Origin of the sequence: Picosynechococcus sp. PCC 11901 (assembly GCF_005577135.1) — a bacterium.
Lineage (GTDB): Bacteria > Cyanobacteriota > Cyanobacteriia > Cyanobacteriales > MRBY01 > MRBY01.
Genome location: NZ_CP040361.1, coordinates 151,455 through 169,328, shown reverse-complemented (window position 1 = coordinate 169,328; position 17,874 = coordinate 151,455). Strand labels below are relative to the sequence as shown.

14 protein-coding genes and 2 pseudogenes are annotated in these 17,874 nt (G+C 46.8%); 6 read left to right on the top strand and 10 right to left on the bottom strand.

The window, feature by feature from the left end:
• Positions 1–126: 126 nt before the first annotated feature.
• Both FEK30_RS16575 and FEK30_RS16570 read right to left on the bottom strand, forming a co-directional pair.
• Complete coding sequence (locus tag FEK30_RS16575) at positions 127–1,371, bottom strand: hypothetical protein (protein ID WP_138073923.1); 1,245 nt, start codon at positions 1,369–1,371, stop codon at positions 127–129.
• Between the two features lie 417 nt (positions 1,372–1,788).
• A complete protein-coding gene (locus tag FEK30_RS16570) occupies positions 1,789–3,054 on the bottom strand; it encodes an FAD/NAD(P)-binding protein (protein WP_255448041.1) in 1,266 nt (421 codons plus the stop codon).
• A gap of 101 nt (positions 3,055–3,155) precedes the next feature.
• Between FEK30_RS16570 and FEK30_RS17190 the strand changes: the two genes are divergently transcribed.
• From FEK30_RS17190 to FEK30_RS16555, 3 genes are all read left to right on the top strand, one after another.
• A complete protein-coding gene (locus FEK30_RS17190; RefSeq protein ID WP_255448040.1) occupies positions 3,156–3,965 on the top strand; it encodes a GTP-binding protein in 810 nt (269 codons plus the stop codon).
• A 67-nt stretch (positions 3,966–4,032) separates the two neighbouring features.
• A complete protein-coding gene (locus FEK30_RS16560; protein ID WP_138073922.1) occupies positions 4,033–4,851 on the top strand; it encodes a metallophosphoesterase family protein in 819 nt (272 codons plus the stop codon).
• Positions 4,852–4,853: 2 nt separating this feature from the next.
• Positions 4,854–5,594: a metallophosphoesterase family protein gene (locus tag FEK30_RS16555; protein WP_138073921.1), complete on the top strand. Its 741-nt coding sequence runs from the start codon at positions 4,854–4,856 to the stop codon at positions 5,592–5,594.
• A gap of 94 nt (positions 5,595–5,688) precedes the next feature.
• Here the strand turns inward: FEK30_RS16555 and folE are convergent, their stop codons facing one another.
• Both folE and FEK30_RS16545 read right to left on the bottom strand, forming a co-directional pair.
• Positions 5,689–6,327: a GTP cyclohydrolase I FolE gene (gene folE, locus FEK30_RS16550; RefSeq protein WP_099238270.1), complete on the bottom strand. Its 639-nt coding sequence runs from the start codon at positions 6,325–6,327 to the stop codon at positions 5,689–5,691.
• Positions 6,328–6,448: 121 nt separating this feature from the next.
• Positions 6,449–6,667, bottom strand: a pseudogene (locus FEK30_RS16545) (porphobilinogen synthase); the annotation flags it as partial.
• A gap of 73 nt (positions 6,668–6,740) precedes the next feature.
• On the opposite strand from FEK30_RS16545, the gene FEK30_RS16540 reads away from it, so the two are divergent.
• Entirely contained in the window at positions 6,741–7,619 is an 879-nt protein-coding gene (locus FEK30_RS16540) for an IS982 family transposase (protein ID WP_138071026.1), read from the top strand.
• A 14-nt stretch (positions 7,620–7,633) separates the two neighbouring features.
• Here the strand turns inward: FEK30_RS16540 and hemB are convergent.
• Together hemB and FEK30_RS16530 are read right to left on the bottom strand one after the other, a co-directional pair.
• Positions 7,634–8,506 (bottom strand): annotated as a pseudogene (gene hemB, locus FEK30_RS16535) (porphobilinogen synthase); the annotation flags it as partial.
• A gap of 423 nt (positions 8,507–8,929) precedes the next feature.
• Positions 8,930–9,723, bottom strand: a protein-coding gene (locus FEK30_RS16530) for an IS5 family transposase (RefSeq protein WP_138071976.1) whose coding sequence is annotated in 2 segments (ribosomal slippage) — positions 8,930–9,390 and positions 9,390–9,723 — 795 coding nt in all. Because the reading frame shifts where the segments join, the coding sequence is not laid out codon by codon here.
• Between the two features lie 535 nt (positions 9,724–10,258).
• Between FEK30_RS16530 and FEK30_RS16525 the strand changes: the two genes are divergently transcribed.
• Positions 10,259–10,840: a DUF4360 domain-containing protein gene (locus FEK30_RS16525; protein ID WP_255448038.1), complete on the top strand. Its 582-nt coding sequence runs from the start codon at positions 10,259–10,261 to the stop codon at positions 10,838–10,840.
• A 1,062-nt stretch (positions 10,841–11,902) separates the two neighbouring features.
• Here FEK30_RS16525 and FEK30_RS16515 read toward each other — a convergent pair.
• Entirely contained in the window at positions 11,903–12,478 is a 576-nt protein-coding gene (locus FEK30_RS16515) for a DUF4126 domain-containing protein (protein ID WP_012305601.1), read from the bottom strand.
• Between the two features lie 117 nt (positions 12,479–12,595).
• Entirely contained in the window at positions 12,596–14,794 is a 2,199-nt protein-coding gene (locus tag FEK30_RS16510; RefSeq protein ID WP_065711873.1) for an amino acid permease, read from the bottom strand.
• A gap of 414 nt (positions 14,795–15,208) precedes the next feature.
• Here FEK30_RS16510 and FEK30_RS16505 point away from each other — a divergent pair, with 414 nt between their 5' ends.
• Positions 15,209–15,829 carry a hypothetical protein gene (locus tag FEK30_RS16505; protein WP_138073919.1) on the top strand — a complete coding sequence of 207 codons (621 nt, stop codon included), beginning with the start codon at positions 15,209–15,211 and terminating at the stop codon, positions 15,827–15,829.
• Positions 15,830–15,876: 47 nt separating this feature from the next.
• Here the strand turns inward: FEK30_RS16505 and FEK30_RS16500 are convergent, their stop codons facing one another.
• A complete protein-coding gene (locus tag FEK30_RS16500; RefSeq protein WP_138073918.1) occupies positions 15,877–16,737 on the bottom strand; it encodes an NAD(P)H-binding protein in 861 nt (286 codons plus the stop codon).
• 108 nt (positions 16,738–16,845) lie between these two features.
• Positions 16,846–17,859: an AraC family transcriptional regulator gene (locus FEK30_RS16495; protein WP_138073917.1), complete on the bottom strand. Its 1,014-nt coding sequence runs from the start codon at positions 17,857–17,859 to the stop codon at positions 16,846–16,848.
• Between the last annotated feature and the right edge of the window lie 15 nt (positions 17,860–17,874).

The following is a 17,874-nucleotide window of genomic DNA, read 5'->3' as shown; positions in this document are numbered from 1 at the left end:
CGTTTTTGATTAATTGTTTTTGATCGAGAATGCATTATGATTTTTTCCATAGCTCGATTTTCAGTTGAAAATCGAGATCTGTCTTTAGGGTAAGTTACGAAGCCAAATCACTTGATGTTAGAGCCTTTAGCGCTGCAGTCGTTTCTGCAAATACTCACAAGTCCAGCCCCGGTCCACTAGCACCTGCCAGGACACCAGATGAATGCCATCCCGCACTAGATAATCCCCATCCACCTCTTCGTAGTAACCCAAACGCCCCAACTTCTTCATCGCCTCAAACCAGTAGAAGAAATTCGCCCTTTCGCTTGTGTGATTGTTGGCCACTGCATTCTTGACTGCATAAACAAAAAAGCCCGCTGGATTTTTCACATAGTGGTCACGCCGATACCGCTGATAGGCGGCGATCGCCCCTTCAATAATTTCTGCCGCCGTCGTTTTCACTAACCGCACCAGAGAAGGATTCAGCACAATCCCTAGATCATCAAGCCGTTCCAAATGAGCCTTGGCTTGGGCATTCACCACCACATCCGCTTTATCCGCTTCTTCCGTCTGCGATTGCTTTTCCTCAATAGTCTCGGTTGCGCCATCCTTAGCTTCCTGAACTGGAGTTCGCTTATCTTTCTCTTTCTCTTTTTGCCTCAATTCCCTTGATTCCGTTGAAAACTCAACCCTTTTCCCAGAATTAGAAGTTGATTGACTCTCTCCTTGCTCCCTAGGCCCAATCATCGCCGATTTCTCAGTCACCAGCCCATTATCGTGATCACAAACATTTCTTGTTGAATCTACACTTTGACCTGCCGCTTTTTCTTTCTCTCGGTCTAACTTGTGAGTTTCACCAGTTACTGCATTTCCAGCTTCATGGTTTTTAACATTTTCCCCTTGGCTAGACTGAGTTTTCTGTTCCAATACATCAGTCACTTGAGAGTCCAAAAAAGAAAATTTTAATTGAACAGCAGAACAAGCCTGATCTGTTGGATCTTTAGTATCTATATAAGAAGGTACGGCAGCATCAGGGTTTGAGGCGCGTTTTTGGGAAGTTTTATTCCCAAACTGGGAAGTTTTGTTCTCAATTTGGGAAGTTTTATTCCCGGGACGATAAGCGGCGAGTTTGTAGATTTTGCTGTTGTACTGGCGCTGAATATCGACGAGACCAATGTTTGCGAGTTCGGTCACGGCCTGGCGGATCCACTTAGAACAGTAGGGTTTCTTGCGGAATTTGCCAGTCCAGTGGCGGAAAGTATCGAGGTCTACTTCAAAGGTTGTACCGGCGGGACGTTTGCGTAGAAGCCAGTTGTAGAGGGTGGCGGCGCAGCGACTGACTTGGTTGAGGAGGTAGTCACTATCGGCGGTAATCATGGCAAAGGCAGTCATTTTTTTTATTCTCCAGATGGGGGGTTGGAGAATCAGCAAAAAAGCTGCTAGAATGTACCCATTAAGAACCGGTGCAAAAAGTTCTTTGTTGGGTTGGTGGAAGCAGATTTTCGCCGACCCTCATCTTTTTTAAATTTCTCTAATTCTACAGGATCTTCTCCAGGAAAAGAAAAGGCGCTCGCCCAAGATCAGCACAGGCCAGCTTAATATTGATGGGCTAGCGCGATGAAAAGCAAAGTATCCTGGAAGTATTTAGCCGAAGTCATAGATCAGCCATAATTTAACAAAAGTACACAAAAACTCCAGCAGGCTAGGTGGGTAACTTGTACTTTTGAAGTAATGATCCCACCGCGATCGCCTTTTATGTCTCTAAACTTAGAGCAAACTCCTAAAAACTCTTCATTCACACCTACATTGCTAGGCGCTAACTCCAGAGCAGGTATTCGCTTGGTAAATGCGTTGTAGACTTGACTTGGTTAGGGCAGGGACAAGGCGATCGCAAGCCAGACGCGCCCCGGAGATATTGCGAGCGGTGGGGCCAAGTTGCAGGGCGGCCAATCCCCCCATGAGGAACAGATCACAGCCTTGCCAGCGTAAATATTCATCCAAAATAGGGAGACCGTTCAAGATTGGTTGGCGATAGCGATCCATCACCTTCGTGAGTAGGGGTTCGGCCATGACATCAAAGCGACTCCCCGTTGCTAACCAGAGGCGATCGCCCTGGAGAATTTCCCCATTGTCACAGTGCAACTGCCAGTGATTCCCTTGCCAATGGGCGGCTTGGATTTGGCAATTGGGCTTGAGGGTAACTTTGTCCTGGCGTTCGGCGCGGCGGAGCTGGGTCATCACCGCTGGCGTAAGGGAACCGCCATTACGGGCTTCCAGAATCATTTGGTGGCGTTTTTGCCAATCGGTTTCAGCGGCAAATCCCTTGAGATATTTCGGCCCTAACCAACCTGCATCGGCATCAAAAAGTTTCTCCTGGAAAGGGCGACGGGCAACGATCGTAACCTGGGCATTGCGGGCGATCGCCCCCAATGCGAGATGACCTGTGGAGAGACCACCACCAACAATGACAATTTTTTCACCCTGAAGATGTAACTTCCGTAAATCAACGCGATCACTGTGGCAAAGACGATCAGATGGATAGCTAGCTTCGATCTGTTCCAGCCAATCTGGTAGCTGTCGTTGGGTTTGGTTCGTCGCTAGAACGACCCGCTTGGCTTGCCACTGTTGGCCGTTATCGAGGGTTAAACAAAATTTGCGTTGACCTCTCTGGGGAGGGATTAACTCTGTAACTGCTGCGGCGATTAGTCGTTGGTCTAACTGAAATTCGGCGATCGCCTCTCGGCAAAAATCTTCAAAAAGTTGGGTACTGGGTAAATCATAGGGCGGAAAAAGTTCGTTGGGGCGTCCCTCAGCAAACCTGCGCAAGGCAAAGGGATCTGGGTGGGGATGATGTACCGCCGGCGATCGCAAATGGGGAATCTCCTGGGCCGCAAACTGGTGAGACCAGCGGGCCAACCAACAACCATGGGGATCAAAAACAACAATTCGCTTACGCCACTGGGGACGTTTTTTTAAAAGATGAAGCACCAAGGTCAGGGCCTGGACGCCTGCGCCAATAATTGCAATGTCACACTGCTGCATCGCCTTGACGGAAATTCTTGGGGGGATAGACATTTTCACGACTTTAAATAAAAATGATAATTATTATCAAAATATCGATAATAACAAATCACTGAACCAAGCGCTGGCTTGTCCGCTAGCAGGAAGAAAACATAATGATCGATTGGACAAAAACAGCTATCGTGGCGATCGCCGGTCTGGCGGGCTCCGGAAAAACCCAGTGGCTCCGGCAGCAATTCCAGGGGAAAACGGTGCCTGTTACCTATTTCGCACCGCGGACGGTGGACTGTGCCATTGATCGCCATTGCCTTGCCCTTGAGTTTCCCCATTGGCAGTTTTTAGAAGAAGGGCAGGAAATTGAACTGATCCGCGCTGTAGAACAGGGGGCGATCGCCATCTTAGAGCTTGGTTTTTATGTGGCCCTAGCGTCTGGGGAAGAATTGCTAAAAGCATTGGAAGAGGCTGGTTTTCCCTGTCAGCGATTGGCCTTTGTCTCCGAGCAGATCGCCAGTTCCCCTTGGCATGATTGGGCCGATCAATTGATTGAAGTACCCCTACCGCTGCCGACGAATGAAATTCAGGTGTGGCGATCGCCCCTGAGGGGTCAGGTCTTTGATCCGGCGAGCCTCAATATTTTTTGGGATGAACTCACCGCCGGGGCCTATGGCCAGATCCAGCGGGCCAAGGGCATTGTCGAAATCATTGATGGCAGAGCTTTTTATCTCGACTATGTGGCAGGGATGGCAGACAGTCTCTATCGCGAGCTTCCCTGTGAGCCTTGGCTGGAAGGTAGACCCGAACGCTTTAGTGGCCTAGAAGTGATCGGCACTCAACTCGATGGGCGACAAATGGCCGCTACCATCCCAGATTGCTGTCTCAATGATGAATTACTGGCTTATTACCAAGGGCAAATACGGCGACAACGGCAGCAACCTGACCCAGAACAACAGTATGTCTATACCTAAAATTAAACGCCTAATTTATTCAGCCTGCTAAAACGTCTAACAAAATTAAGAAAATCTTCTCAAAATCATGAAAATTGCCGTTATTTCCTGTATTCATGGGAATTATGAAGCCTTAACGACGGTGCTCAAGGACATTGACAGCCAAAATGTAGACCAGATTTATGGTTTAGGGGATTTGGTCGGCTATGGCCCCTACCCCAATGAAGTGGTGACCCTCGTGCGATCGCTGGATATTCCCACTGTCCAAGGCTGCTGGGATGAAGATATTGTCGATGGTTTAAATGCCTGCGAATGCAGTTATCCATCATTGCTCGCAGAAAAACGGGGTAAAGTTGCCCACCAATGGACAGACCAAGAAATTCACCCCGAAACCCGCACCTATCTAGCCCAGTTACCAAAAGTGCTCAAGCAGGATCAACTGGCTTTTACCCACGGCAGTCCTCAAAGTCAGCATGAATATTTACTGCCAGAACTAGATGGTTTCCTCGCCCTAGAGCGGGTTTTGAGCACGGGGGCAGATATTCTGTTTTGTGGCCATACCCATGTGCCCTATGTGCGCACCCTTGATCAGCATTCTCTGAAATTTTCTGTCCGTACCAATTCCGGGAAGGCGATCGCCCCAGAGCAGGAATTTACCGCCCCCGTTAAACGGATTGTTAATGCTGGGTCTGTCGGTGAGCCGCGCCATGGCCGCCCCAATGCAACTTATGTCATTTACGATGGCGATCAGGTGACATTACGGGAAGTGGAATATGACTATCACAAAACCTGTGGGGCGATTATCGAAAAAGGATTACCGCCGATTTTTGCCTGGCGCTTAGCTCAGGGGATGGAATTTGCCGAACGGGCCGACGATCCAAGCCACCTTTGCGAACGGGGAGTATAACGATGATGCAGTGGGCAATTTTAAGCGGTATCGAAGGGAATTTAGCGGCCTATGAAGCGGTACTACAAGATATTCGGCGACAAACCCCCAAGGTCACAGAGCTATATATTCTAGGCGATCTAATTGACGGAACCCCGGCAGGTAATGCCGTTGTAGAGCGCATCCGCCACCCGAAACAAGGCGAACTGATGCCCCAGGTCTGTAAGGGTGCTTGGGAAGAACAATGTCTAATCGTGCGGGGTTTAGCAGCAGAACCCGAAGAAAATCCTTTTCTCGCAGAAAAAGGTGGTGCCATGCTCAAGCAACTGTGGGATCATGTTCCCTTAGAAACGGTGCAATGGTTTAGACAACTCCACTTCGGCTTTGCAGAATTAGACTGTCTTTTGCTTCACGGCAGTAGCCTGACGGTGTTTGAAGCCCTCACACCAAACATTTCTCCTTTGGTTTTATTAGATCGTCTGTCCCGTACGGGGAGTAATCGTCTTTTTTGCGGGCGATCGGGCCAAACCTTCCAATATCAGGTGAGCACCGGAAAATTGGCGGCTACAGTCACTACCCTTGACCAGACTGCGGTCAGTCAGAACTATACTATTGGCGACTCTGTTGGTACTGCCGCCCGTTTGATTGTTGGTGTTGGCAGTGTGGGCCGAGTCCCCAAGCAAGCCACCTACACCCTCTACAATCCCAATACAGACCAAGTGACCTTTCGGACAGTGCGCTATGGCACCGTGGGATTTGGTTGATTTTTTCGTCCAAAAAAAGCAGAATTTCCCCCTAAATTACCTTTTTTGGTGGTTTAGGGGGATTTTTTTAGATTCTCAGGGGAATCAATATTTTCTAGTGGAACGAAGGACGATGGCGAATTAACTCCATGAATTCTTGGCGAGTGGCGTCATTGTCGGCAAATATGCCCTGCATTGAACTGGTCACCGTCCAAGATCCTGGTTTCTCGACCCCACGCATCACCATGCACATGTGGGTTGCCTCAACCACAACGGCGACCCCCTGGGGTTGTAATAATCCATGAAGGGCATCGGCAATTTGTTGGGTTAAGCGTTCTTGTACTTGCAAACGCCGGGCATACATTTCACAAATACGGGCAATTTTAGAGAGGCCGATCACCTTACCATTTGGAATGTAGGCCACATGGGCGCGGCCTAAAATCGGCAAAATATGGTGTTCGCAAGAGCTAAACAGATCAATATCTCGCACTAAGACCATTTCATTGGTATTTTCATGGAACACGGCCCCATTGAGGAGTTCATCAAGGGATTGATGGTAGCCAGATGTCAAAAATTTAAGGGCTTTGACCAATCGTTTCGGCGTATCGCGTAACCCTTCACGATCTGGATCTTCGCCTAAGCCGAGTAATAAAGTGCGCACGGCTGCCTGCATTTCGGCTTCTGAAACTGGTGGTTTGATTTCAGTATTAATGGTTTGTTGGCGAATATCAGTCAAGGAAATGGGTAAATTCATGGGATCAAGTTTTATCAATTAGTGGTTTGTTGGTTGTCGGAGGGCGATCGCCCTGCAAGTTTTATGCGGCAACGCGCCGAAGGATGACTGACTGGTTTTAGATGTAGGGAAGATCAGCGAATTACATTTGCTGTAAAGCTATAGCCGCTTCCTTAGCGAAATAGGTCAAAATCAAGTCAGCCCCGGCCCGTTTCATGCTGGTCAAGGTTTCTAGCATGACGGTTTGTTCATCCAGCCAACCCCGTTTGGCCGCTGCTTTGACCATGGCATATTCCCCACTGACGTTGTAGGCGGCGACGGGTAAATTTGTCCGTTGTTTGATGCGATAGATAATATCCAAACGTGAGTTCGGGATAAGGGAAGAGGGGTAGAGTAGTCTGGAAGTGTCCAAACTAAACCAATCTACTCACCCCATGTCTAGTCTAGAAGAACTTTTCTGTAATGTGGATGACTTCTGTCAAATCTTTGAGCCTCTCTGGCATCAAGAGTTAATTCAAGGCGGTACAGTGACTCGACTTCGCTCCCGTCGTTTATGCCTCAGCGAAATTCTGACAATCTTGATCTCCTTTCATCGCGAATCCTACCGTAATTTCAAACATTTCTACGAAAAGTATGTTTGTCAACATTGGCGAGAAGCCTTTCCACACCTCGTCAGCTATCAGCGTTTTATCGAGTGGATACCTTCGACGATTGTGCCTTTATGTGTGTATTTAAAGCATTGTTTCGGGAGCTGCACAGGTATCAGTTTCATTGATGCGACAAGCCTAAAAGTCTGTCACAGTAGGCGTATTCACAGTCACAAGGTCTTTGATGGTCTTGTGGCTCTCGGCAAAACTTCCGTGGGTTGGTTCTATGGTTTTAAGCTTCATTTAGTGGTCAATGAACTGGGAGAGTTGCTCAATGTTCAAATCACCGCAGGTAATGTAGATGACAGAAAACCCGTAGAGGAGTTAGTGCAGCAATTATTTGGCAAAGTCTTTGCAGACAGAGGCTACGTTTCTCAACCGTTAACGGAGAAGTTACGGGAAACCTATGGGATTGAGTTTTTTGCGAAGCCAAAACGCAACATGAAGAACAGATTAATGCGTTTGACAGATAAATTATTATCGAGAAAGCGCTTCATTATTGAGACAGTGATTGACCAGTTAAAGAATATTTCACAAATTGAGCATTCCCGCCATCGTAGTCCGGTGAATTGCTTTGTGAATATACTTTGTGGCTTAATCGCCTACTGCCATCAGCCGAAAAAGCCCTCGCTACAGTTAGACTGGGCATTACAGCCTTCGGCTTAACCCGAACTCACGTTATCCAAGTAGGCTAAGGCCGGTTTAACCATCACGATGTCAGCCCCTTCGAGAATGTCTAATTCCACTTCTTTGAGGGCTTCTTGACCATTGGCCGGGTCCATTTGGTAGGTTTTTTTGTCACCAAACTGAGGGGCCGAATCCAAGGCATCTCGAAATGGCCCATAGTAAGCGGATGCATATTTAGCGGAATAGGCGAGAATCCCTACATTAATCCAGCCTGCGGCATCGAGGGCGCGGCGAATCGCTCCTACGCGACCATCCATCATGTCTGATGGTGCCACAAAATCAGCGCCTGCTTCTGCGTGCATGAGGGCTTGTTTGACCAGGACAGCGACTGTTTCGTCATTGAGGATTTCTCCGTCTTCGACAATACCGTCGTGACCTTCACTGCTATAAGGATCGAGGGCTACATCTGTGATAACGACCATATTGGGCAGGGCTTCTTTAACCGCCCGTATAGCCCTGGGAATTAACCCGGCAGGATTATAGCTTTCGGTACCCGCATTGTCTTTTTGGTAATCAGGGATCAGCGGAAAAAGGGCGATCGCCCCAATGCCGAGGTCATAAGCTGTCGCCACTTCAGCTAATAGCAAATCCAAAGAATAACGAAAACAGCCAGGCATCGAAGGGATTTTCGCTTTTTGTCCTTCACCCTCCATGACAAATAGAGGATAAATAAAATCATTCACCGTCAAAGCCGTTTCCCGCACCATGCGGCGTAAAGCAGCTGTCCGTCGCAGTCGACGGGGCCGATATATTGCTATTTCAGCAGGAGTCGTAGCATCAGTGGTTTTAGCAGGGGTTGTGGCTTTAGTAGAAATATTTACAACAGTGGCTAAAGGAGACTCTGGGCGAGGTGGGGGTATCGACATAATAAAAAATGATAATCATTCTCGAATATTCTACACTACGGTTCAAGCGTTTGGATGTCGACTTATTTTGTGGAGAGTTATTCACTCTTCTTAGGGTTGGTTTGGAATAATGATGGCAAAGCCCCCCTTGCTCCCCCAGGCTAGGAAAATCCCCTAAATGCTAAGTCAATGAAGTCTCGTCCCCCACATGAAGAGATTTAGGGTAGCGACTCAATAGCATTTGATGCCGTTCAGGTATCCTCTCAGATTTAATGGATATATTCCTTCCGAATTAGTGCTATTCCTAGAGTTTGCTGAAATATTGGCCAATTAATTAAAACTCAGGTATCGGGAGATTCTTAATTGGCTTATTAATATCTCTGAAAAAAAAGAGAGGTACCTAGTTGGGATTTAGATGTAAGAGACCATTTATAAAGTAAATCTTTAGGAAACTAGCCGACGCAACATCAGACGACTCATGGAAGCATAAATCCCTGCCTCCGACACTTCTGATAATTGCTCATAGTCTTTACTAAGGCGACGATAATAATTCAACCAACCAAATGTACGTTCAACAATCCAACGCTTCGGGAGTACCATGAATTCTTTACTGTTTCTACTAATCACTTCCACCTTGGCTTGCACCATTAACCAGAGACTTAAGGCAAAGCGTCCTCCTCGATATCCAGCATCTACCCACATCAACCGCAATCGCTTCAACATCTGCTGTTGCTGCTCCCTTAGCTCCATCACTGCAGCAAGGGCAAAGGTTCGTTCTGAGCTATTTCCCTCGGAGACTATCACTTTGTAAAGTAACCCTAAACTGTCGACTAGCAAGTTTCTCCGTCTTCCTTTGACCTGTTTCCCGCCATCGAAGCCATAGACATCGCCCTTTTTTCTGTCGTCTTGACCGATTGGCTATCGGCAATCAGGACGCTAGGTTCTGGGGTTTTCCCCACTGCTTGACGGCAGCGAGTCCGCAAAGCATGGTTGATGTTTTCCCAAACTCCCTGCTTCTGCCATTTGCGATAGTAGTAGTACACCGTGGAGGAGGGAGGAAAGTCCTTGGGCAGATAGGCCCATTGACAACCGGTTTTGAGGAGATAGAAAATCCCATTGCAGACCTGTCGCATATCAGTAGTACGTGGATGACCGCCGGACTTTGGAGCAGGAATCAAGGGTTCTAGTAAAGCCCATTCTGCATCGGTCAGGTCACTGGGGTAAGAAGCTTGAGACATTGGTGCTATTCTCCTGTGTCGTTACGCTTATGCTTGACCTTAACGACTTCACGGGCAAAAATCCTGTTCTCTTTATCTTTACTTTATAAACACCCTCTAAAAAATATTAATTTTGAGCGATTCTGAAAACAGCGCCTGGATCGACTAAAAATCTTGAATTTTGTTCCCGTAAAATAAATCTAAAAATTGGAAACAATTGATAACCAATCTAGTCAAATACCCTAACACAATCTGCAATACCTCTTCAAAAAAGAAAGCATTAATATACCATCACTAGGGAACCTCGAAAAATTCAAAATTTCGCCAGATCGGCAACGTATCCTCGTTGTTTCAGGCTCAAAAAATCGTCAAAAAAGCAATTAATCGAGGTTCCCACTAGTTAATAAATAGCTGCGTCAAATCTTTTGGCGAACTTTTGACTTTCTTGAAATCTAGAACTTTAAATCTAGAAAAACGAATTGGAAACTGCATCATTAATGAGGTAATTGAAATGAAGTTAGAACACGCTTTTTTAGGTCTATTGGCTGCTTCGGGTATGGTCACTGCGAATGTTCAAGTCGTCAAGGCAGAAGAAGGGTTTGCCTTTAAACGTGTACCAGTCATTGTAAATGGTAGTGGCTGTCCTCCTGGCAGTGCCTTCGGGATTGTGAATGGGAATTCGGTTTCAATTATTTTTAGTGAAATGTATACCGAAGCGGCCCGACGGGAATTTAAACGGGCTTCTTGCAATATTCGTATGAAGCTCGATGTTCCTAGCGGTTACACAGTACAGCCAGTGAATCTCCGCTATTTAGGTTATGCCAATATTCCTAATGTATCGGGGGCACGTAGTACGCTGAATACTTTTGCGAGTTTCGGTGCAAGTGGCGGGTGGGTTGACCGCAGCAACTTTGGCCCAGGCTTTCAAAGCGATTTTGAACGTAATGTCGATATTGCCCTCTCAGCGGTCAATGCTTGCACTCGACCGGTTACAACAAACTTTGGCATTAACACTAACATTAGCGCTTGGGGACCCCGTTCCGGTGATGAAGTTACTTCTATGGGTATTGATACGGTGGATGTGACTTTAGAGGATGTCATTTACCGTATTGAGTTTGGCTTTATTCCTTGTTCTTAAGTAACATCTGGCTTTTGTTGTGCTAGTGCTTTTTGCTTACGCAATTAGGTGAAACCTAAAAGGTAATGATGGGTTTGTTGCGGTCTATCTCAATACACCATCAAAAATGTGGACATAGCCACTTAGTTTTCTCCAGGTGTGTATTTAATCACATTGAACTACTGTGGAATTTTATCCATCACTAAAATTCATCATTACCCCTTTAGTACTACCCAAATGTTCTCTACCCCGCGATGGTAGATTTCATTGAGCACTGATAACCAGAATTTGGCTCCCTCGCCCCCGGTAGCATTGCCTCAGAACCTCTGCAAATCTTCTATTCTGATCTTGCTACCGTTACCGTTTCCTCACTTCTTTCAATGGATAAAGTCGAGCTAAGAGAACTGTGTCGTTGAAATGACCCAACCATAGGTTACAACTGCCAACAGGATTAACCCGTAAACGAATTCCTTTTGCTGACTAAACCACCCCTGCAGCATATTCTTGAAATTGTGTAGGCTGCGGCGTCGCTCATTTCCTAATTCTCGTATTAGTCTGGTCACCTTTGCATTAACTTCTTGTAATGAAATTTCACCCTGTTGATACCTTGCTTCCAGGGCGGCCAGTATTTTTGGGTGGCATTGAGGAGGTTAGGAAACATGAGTACGTAAACCAGTAGCTATCAGTAAAGGCGATCGCCGCGAATATTGAGTAAGTTTTAGTCTTCGCGGCGAAGATTGTCATCCTCGATTTTTTTATGGGGCACTGACGCTATCACCTTGATTGTATTGTAACGCAATGTTAATTTTCTTGCGCTATGACTTGACAATCTGGCAAGTATACAAATTTCGCAAGCATAAATAAAAAGAAAACATGAAGAGACCGCCAAACCTACAATAAATAGTTGCTCCTGCCAAAACAGGCTCCGTAAGGATTCACTGCAACCTTTTCAAAGACTGGGCCTTGATGACCAATGGCAGTCAGGTCATTTAACAGCTTGGGCACATTATCAGAAATATTGTCTGGTCAAAAATTGCAAGATTGTTTTCCTCAGCAATCTCATAATCAATTGCTCTGAGATCACTAAGATCTAGATTTTCGAACAAAAACACGAAATAGTCGCTGTAGCGCAACTCCCAGAACCCCAACAACAATCGCTATTGCCAGGAACGGCACAAATAGTGCCAGTAAAGATAAAACTCCAGCACTAAGAGCCTCGACCGTTGACACCACTGGATTAGCAATGCCGCCAGTAGCCGTAGTTGAAGCGCCTCGCGTTACCGCCGTAAAAGTTTCAATGGTACCGGCAGTACTTCCACCTGCAAGAATTGCTAAAGTCCATTGGAGTAACGGTTCCAGTTCAGTTAGCTGCCCCAGGCTGGCAGAAGTTAAAAGAGTACCAACAGCGATCGCCAAAGGAATCTCAATCCCATCTAATAAATTGTCAACAACAGGAATGTAGTAAGCAAGTATTTCAACGATCGTCGCTATTCCAAAAGCAAAAAAGGCTGGGTAAGTTCCCAACCAGACAAAATCTTCACCGAGGGATAGATCGCCGAAGATCGCCATCCCACTGAGTATTAGCGGGGGAATGAAAATACGAAAGCCAGCAGCAGCACTGAGAGTAACGCCAATACAAAGAGCTAAAATAATATCCATGGGTAGCGAGAGCTGCGGAACCCCCTTATTGTGAACGACCTAATGCCCATTACAGAGTCATGAAGTGCAGATTTTTTGATACAGCAGGATTTGAAGTTGGATCAAAAAAAATAAGTACTACTTTTTTAGGACTTCAGCAAAGGCGAAGCTTGGTGCAGCAAGAACCAACATTGTAGATGGTAGATCATGGATTCTCTCTTCAATGGAGGCATAGTAATCACAAAAATTCTCGTTCGGTTCTGCGATACCGAGGATGACTTGATCTGCATTACGCGAAGACTCAGACAAAATCTCATCAAATGATCGACCTTCTGCCACCAAGATACAAATCTCTGCATCAATGCGAAGCGTTTGTACCAGGACATTAATATTTTGTTTGGCAGTTGCTGCGGCTGATTGATCCGGCACCACTAGCTTCAAATAAATTTGAGCGCTACGCCATTCCATACTGTCCCGCAGTAGCTCTGCCAAGATCATCATCAGTGCACCATTAGCGTGCAAACCTCCCCACCAAACATCAATTTGATGATGCTGCTTACTTTCGGGCTGAGATTTCTCTCGATAGATAATCACATTACGCTCAGCGCGATGCAGTGCATGGATAAGCTGACAATAGCTACTGCGATTTTCGGGGGTTTCATTATTACCAAGGAGGACTGTATCAGGCACGATGGGGCCAAGGCCATAAATTTCAACAAGCCGCTCCACGCCCACAAATGGATCTTGGGCGGTCAAGACTCTGACCAATGCTTGTATATTTCGCTCTTGCAGATAATCATTAATGCTCTTTTCCATTTGCTGCTGCTGACGGATACTGCGAGAATCCATCGGCAAAATACTTGCAATGGTAAACAGGCCCCGATTGCGATTTAACCCATCTGCTAATTCGATTAATCCCCAACGCCGCGTTGGTGCACCAGAAAGAACTAACATATGGGGCCGCCATGTTCTCGGATCGGGGTGATGACCCAGTTGAAATAGGCTTGTTCTCAACAGCATCATCCAAATACCGCGACGGGCATCTCCCCAAGTACTCTTTAATTCCCGTCGCTGAATCCACAAAAAGATCATCGCAACAATTAACCCAGCAACGATGGTCGCCACTGGATTAATTAAAAACATAACTGCTAAACATCCAAGAGCCCCAAGCAGCGAGAAAGACCAATGCACTGCAAATAAAGGGCGAAAAGAGGGACTATCAAGAAATCCTTCAACGCCAGCGGCAATGTTGAGTACTAGGTAGGTTGTGAGAAAAAACATACTCAGCACTGGTGCGATTAAGTTTAAATCACCCACCATGACCGCTACTGTGACGATCCCTAAGGTGATCGCCGTGCCGATGCGTGGTTCGTTATTAGGACCACTGCCTTTGCCTAGGAAGCTTAGCCATCGCGGTAAAACACGGTCCCTTGCCAAGGCTTGCAGAATCCGGGGGGCCCCTAAAATGCTACCGATAGCACTCGATAATGTCGCTCCCCAAATGCCTAACAGAATTGATGGCCCCCAAAAGGCGATCTGCTGCATAATTAGGGGATTTTCAACTAACGTACTGGCATCGGCTCGAGTGGCAAGAAAAAAAGGCAGAGCCATATAGATCAAATAACCAACGCCGACGGCTGCCAATGTACCTGTAGGAATTGCCTTTGTCGGTTCTTTGAGATCGCCGGACATATTAACCCCGGCCATAATTCCGGTCACGGCTGGGAAAAAGACGGCAAAAACTGTCCAGAAAGATTCGCCACTATCCGTACCCCAGGGTTCTAGCTGAGTTGCTTCCAGTGGTGAACCGAAAGCTAGGGAAACAAGCGATAAGGCGATGATCGCCATGATGAAGTACTGGGCTTTGATGGCAATTTCGGCTGAGGTAATTGCTAATACTGCCACAAGAATGGTGACAATTAGGGCAATGTAAGTCTGGTTGAAGCGGCCAAAGGCATTGACAACGCTTTCGGCAAATCCAATGGTATAAAGTGCAACTGACAGCGCCTGGGCAAAGTAGAGGGGAATCCCTACGGCTCCTCCGGTCTCGATCCCTAGGGAGCGGCTAATCATAAAATAAGCGCCACCAGTTCGCACGACCCGATCAGTGGCGATCGCACAAATTGATAACGTTGTCAGAAAGGTAATGCTCACAGCCATCGTGACAATCAGCCATGTGCCAAAAAGGCCGACATTGCCAACCACCCAACCAAAGCGGAGGTACATAATCACCCCCAAAATGGTCAGCAGCGAAGGGGTAAAGACCCCACCGAACATACCTAGCCCTGCTTTGTCTGCTGGCGTCGTAACAGCGGTAGAGCTAGTTTTTAAAGGCATTTTAAAAAAGTTGATGAATGTTAGTAATGGTAAAAATATACTGACTTTCAGCAATTCAAAATATGGATGAGGCTAAACGGCATTGTCAACTTAAGCCGCTTGACAAACACAAGCCCTAAAAAGCTTTCTACATGGAAAGTTCAGCAAAAACAGGAGAAAACATTTTAGGGAAGCTACCCATATCCTAAAGGATACTGTGAACAATAACTATTTTCCCCACCATGGCTTGAAGACTGGCCTACGTCAAGCTTGCTCCTAGCCCCATCAAAGCTCTTTCACGACCTCCAGACAATTTTTTCTAGCACTCTATGCTGGGTGATTAGCATCAAACTGCTTCTCTTTACAGAGGTTGATTGGGGAGCAACTTGTTACCGTAAAGAAACGACTATTAGCCTGTAAGTGATTTGGGAGTTTATGCCGACTAATCCCTTCGATTCCAAAGCCCGCCAAAAAGATCTCCACGATTTCATTGAAACTTTCACTGCTAATACAGGGCAAAATCTGGCGGCGATCGCCAACAATCCTATTTTTAAAACAATTCAGAAAATCTTTGGCTTTGGTTGGCTAGCAGCAATTGTCGGAGATGTGGATGTGGCAATGGCTCAGGCTGAGATTCAGCGGTTAAAACAGGCTTATCCCAACGAAAATCCAACCCAACTAACCCAGCGAGTTATCCAAGCAAAAAGTCTAGAAGCTGCCAAATTAGGATTTGTGGCCAATCTTTTGCCCCCTTTGGCTCTGGCATTATTCGGCTGGGAGTTGGCAAGTATGACAAGACTCCAGGCGGAGATGGTTTATCAAATTTCTGGCCTCCATGGGCTGAATCTCCAGGATCCCCGTCGCCGGGCAGAAATTCTGGCAATTTTTGGCTTGTCCCTCGGTGGCAATGGTCTCAAAACAGGCCTAAGTTTTCTCGAAATGATTCCCCTGGTGGGTACAGTGGTCGGGGTTTCGAGCAACAGCCTGATGATGTATTCCCTAGGGTTAGCGGCCGACCAGTTTTATCGGTTTAAACAGGACGCACAAAAATATTGATAACAATTTCTAACTTCTGCGTCCTGCCTCAAACTTCTCGTGCCTTCCTACAGGGTCACTGGTTGCCATAGGCCGGTGGCAGCAACCTCGCTAGCATAATCAGCAAAATCCTTGGGTGAACGTCCTAAGGCACGCTGAATGCCATCGGTGAGATAGGCATTGCGGCCATCAAGCACAGTGTTAAAAAGATAGTCCAGCATCCAAACTACTTCTTTGGGGGCGCCAGATTCTTTGATACCAGCCACAAAAGCATCGTGGGGAACTGGCACATAGGTAATCTTACAGCCGCTGGCATTTGACAACTCAGCCGCAATATCAGCAAAGGTCATTAAGCGAGGGCCAGTGACTTCGTAAATTTCTCCAGCATGCTCCGTTTCTGTCAGGGCAGCAACAGCAACCTCGGCAATATCATCGACATCTACAAAAGGCTCAGAAATATCACCCGCTGGGAGAGTGATTTGTCCAGCCGTGACCATTTCGAGGAACGCACCCTCTGAGAAATTTTGATTAAACCAACTGGCTCGGATGATTGTCCAATCAAGACCACTCTCCTGCACAATCTGTTCACAGGCTTGGGCTTCGATTTCGCCTCGACCCGACAGGAGTACCAAGCGTTTAACACCATGACCTTTAGCGCGATCAACAAAAGCCTGAATAGCATCCGTCGCTCCCGGCATGGCTAGATCTGGCGCATAGTTGATGTAAACCGCTGCTACATTTTTAAGACAGGCATCCCAGCTAGTTTCATGGTGCCAATCGAAGGCTGGTGTGGCTGAGCGTGAACCGATCCGGGTCGGTATGCCCTTTGCTTCTAGCGCAGTAACAATCCGTCGTCCTGTCTTGCCGGTGCCACCGAGGACAAGGGTTAATCCGTTTGAATTATAAGCTTGATGTTGAATAGTGTTCATGGTTTGCTTCCCTTTGTTGGGTGAACTGTAAGCCCACTATAAAAAGTCCAACTAGGGAATTTCTTGACAGTTGCTGCCGAAATTTTGACTGAGTGCGCCAAGTTCGGCTTAATTTGGTTTGGTCTGGAGATTAAGACGGAAAGAACGTGGTGTCTGTCCAGCCCAGCGCTTAAAAGCTCGTGTAAAAGCACTTTGTTCAGAAAAGCCCGTCATGAAAGCGATTTCTGCTAGAGAATAATCAGTCTGCTGTAAAAGCCGTTCTGCTAACTGACGCCGTGACTCATCCACCAGCGTTTGGTAGGAGTAACCTAGCTCTGAGAGTCGGCGTTGTAAGGTGCGTCCGCTTATGGTGAAGTGCTCGGCAACATCAGAGATCGTTGGCACACCTTCACTCAGGCATCGAGAAACGTAAATACGCACCTGGTGTTCGAGGGAATGGGGGTCTGCTAGTTTAGAGAGTTCAGTCTCAAGATGGGTATCAAAAAATTGGGAAATACTTTTGTCGCCAAGCTGGTTGGGGGTTCGCAACGACTCATTGGAAACTAATAATGCGTCTCGGTCTGCATCGAAGTGCATTGGACAGCCAAAATAGGCTTGATGTTTTCTGATGCGTTTAGGGGCTTGGTGCTTGAAGTAAACGGCTAGCGGTGTGAAGGGCTTGGTAGAGACTTGCCGGCTAATTGAGACGATACTGGCAATTGTCGCTTCATTGGAAAGTCGCATCCCCAGGCGGCGATCGCCCATTCGATGTAAGTGTATAAATGCGCCTTGGTCTACTCGCTCAACTGTATAGGTCGAAACGCTTGTCAGCACACGAGCATAACGTTCTGCCCGTTCATAGGAGCCGCCCAGATTTGTGGCTGACTTCCAGGCCAGGCCAAAAGCACCATAATCATCACAACGCATTGCTGCCCCTGCTCGCAGTGGCAAAGTTGTACCATTATTTTCGGCTATGGCAATCTTTTCTAAAAATGAATAGTAATTGGTATCAGAAACCATCTGGGAGGGATCAGCGGCGCTATCTGGATCAATACCGAGCGATTTCAAGAGGTCATCTTTGTCGAGGGCATCTTCAACGACTCCGACAACTTTTCTAACGAACAATGAGGTAATCTGTCCCATTCAAAAAATATATTT

Coding starts and splice junctions, on each gene's coding strand:
- FEK30_RS16510 (WP_065711873.1), bottom strand. CDS start 14,794: ATGCCTTTAAAAACTAGCTCTACCGCTGTTACGACGCCAGCAGACAAA.
- FEK30_RS16575 (WP_138073923.1), bottom strand. CDS start 1,371: ATGACTGCCTTTGCCATGATTACCGCCGATAGTGACTACCTCCTCAAC.
- FEK30_RS16515 (WP_012305601.1), bottom strand. CDS start 12,478: ATGGATATTATTTTAGCTCTTTGTATTGGCGTTACTCTCAGTGCTGCT.
- FEK30_RS16540 (WP_138071026.1), top strand. CDS start 6,741: ATGTCTAGTCTAGAAGAACTTTTCTGTAATGTGGATGACTTCTGTCAA.
- FEK30_RS16570 (WP_255448041.1), bottom strand. CDS start 3,054: ATGTCTATCCCCCCAAGAATTTCCGTCAAGGCGATGCAGCAGTGTGAC.
- FEK30_RS16525 (WP_255448038.1), top strand. CDS start 10,259: ATGGTCACTGCGAATGTTCAAGTCGTCAAGGCAGAAGAAGGGTTTGCC.
- FEK30_RS17190 (WP_255448040.1), top strand. CDS start 3,156: ATGATCGATTGGACAAAAACAGCTATCGTGGCGATCGCCGGTCTGGCG.
- FEK30_RS16560 (WP_138073922.1), top strand. CDS start 4,033: ATGAAAATTGCCGTTATTTCCTGTATTCATGGGAATTATGAAGCCTTA.
- FEK30_RS16555 (WP_138073921.1), top strand. CDS start 4,854: ATGATGCAGTGGGCAATTTTAAGCGGTATCGAAGGGAATTTAGCGGCC.
- folE (WP_099238270.1), bottom strand. CDS start 6,327: ATGAATTTACCCATTTCCTTGACTGATATTCGCCAACAAACCATTAAT.
- FEK30_RS16495 (WP_138073917.1), bottom strand. CDS start 17,859: ATGGGACAGATTACCTCATTGTTCGTTAGAAAAGTTGTCGGAGTCGTT.
- FEK30_RS16505 (WP_138073919.1), top strand. CDS start 15,209: ATGCCGACTAATCCCTTCGATTCCAAAGCCCGCCAAAAAGATCTCCAC.
- FEK30_RS16500 (WP_138073918.1), bottom strand. CDS start 16,737: ATGAACACTATTCAACATCAAGCTTATAATTCAAACGGATTAACCCTT.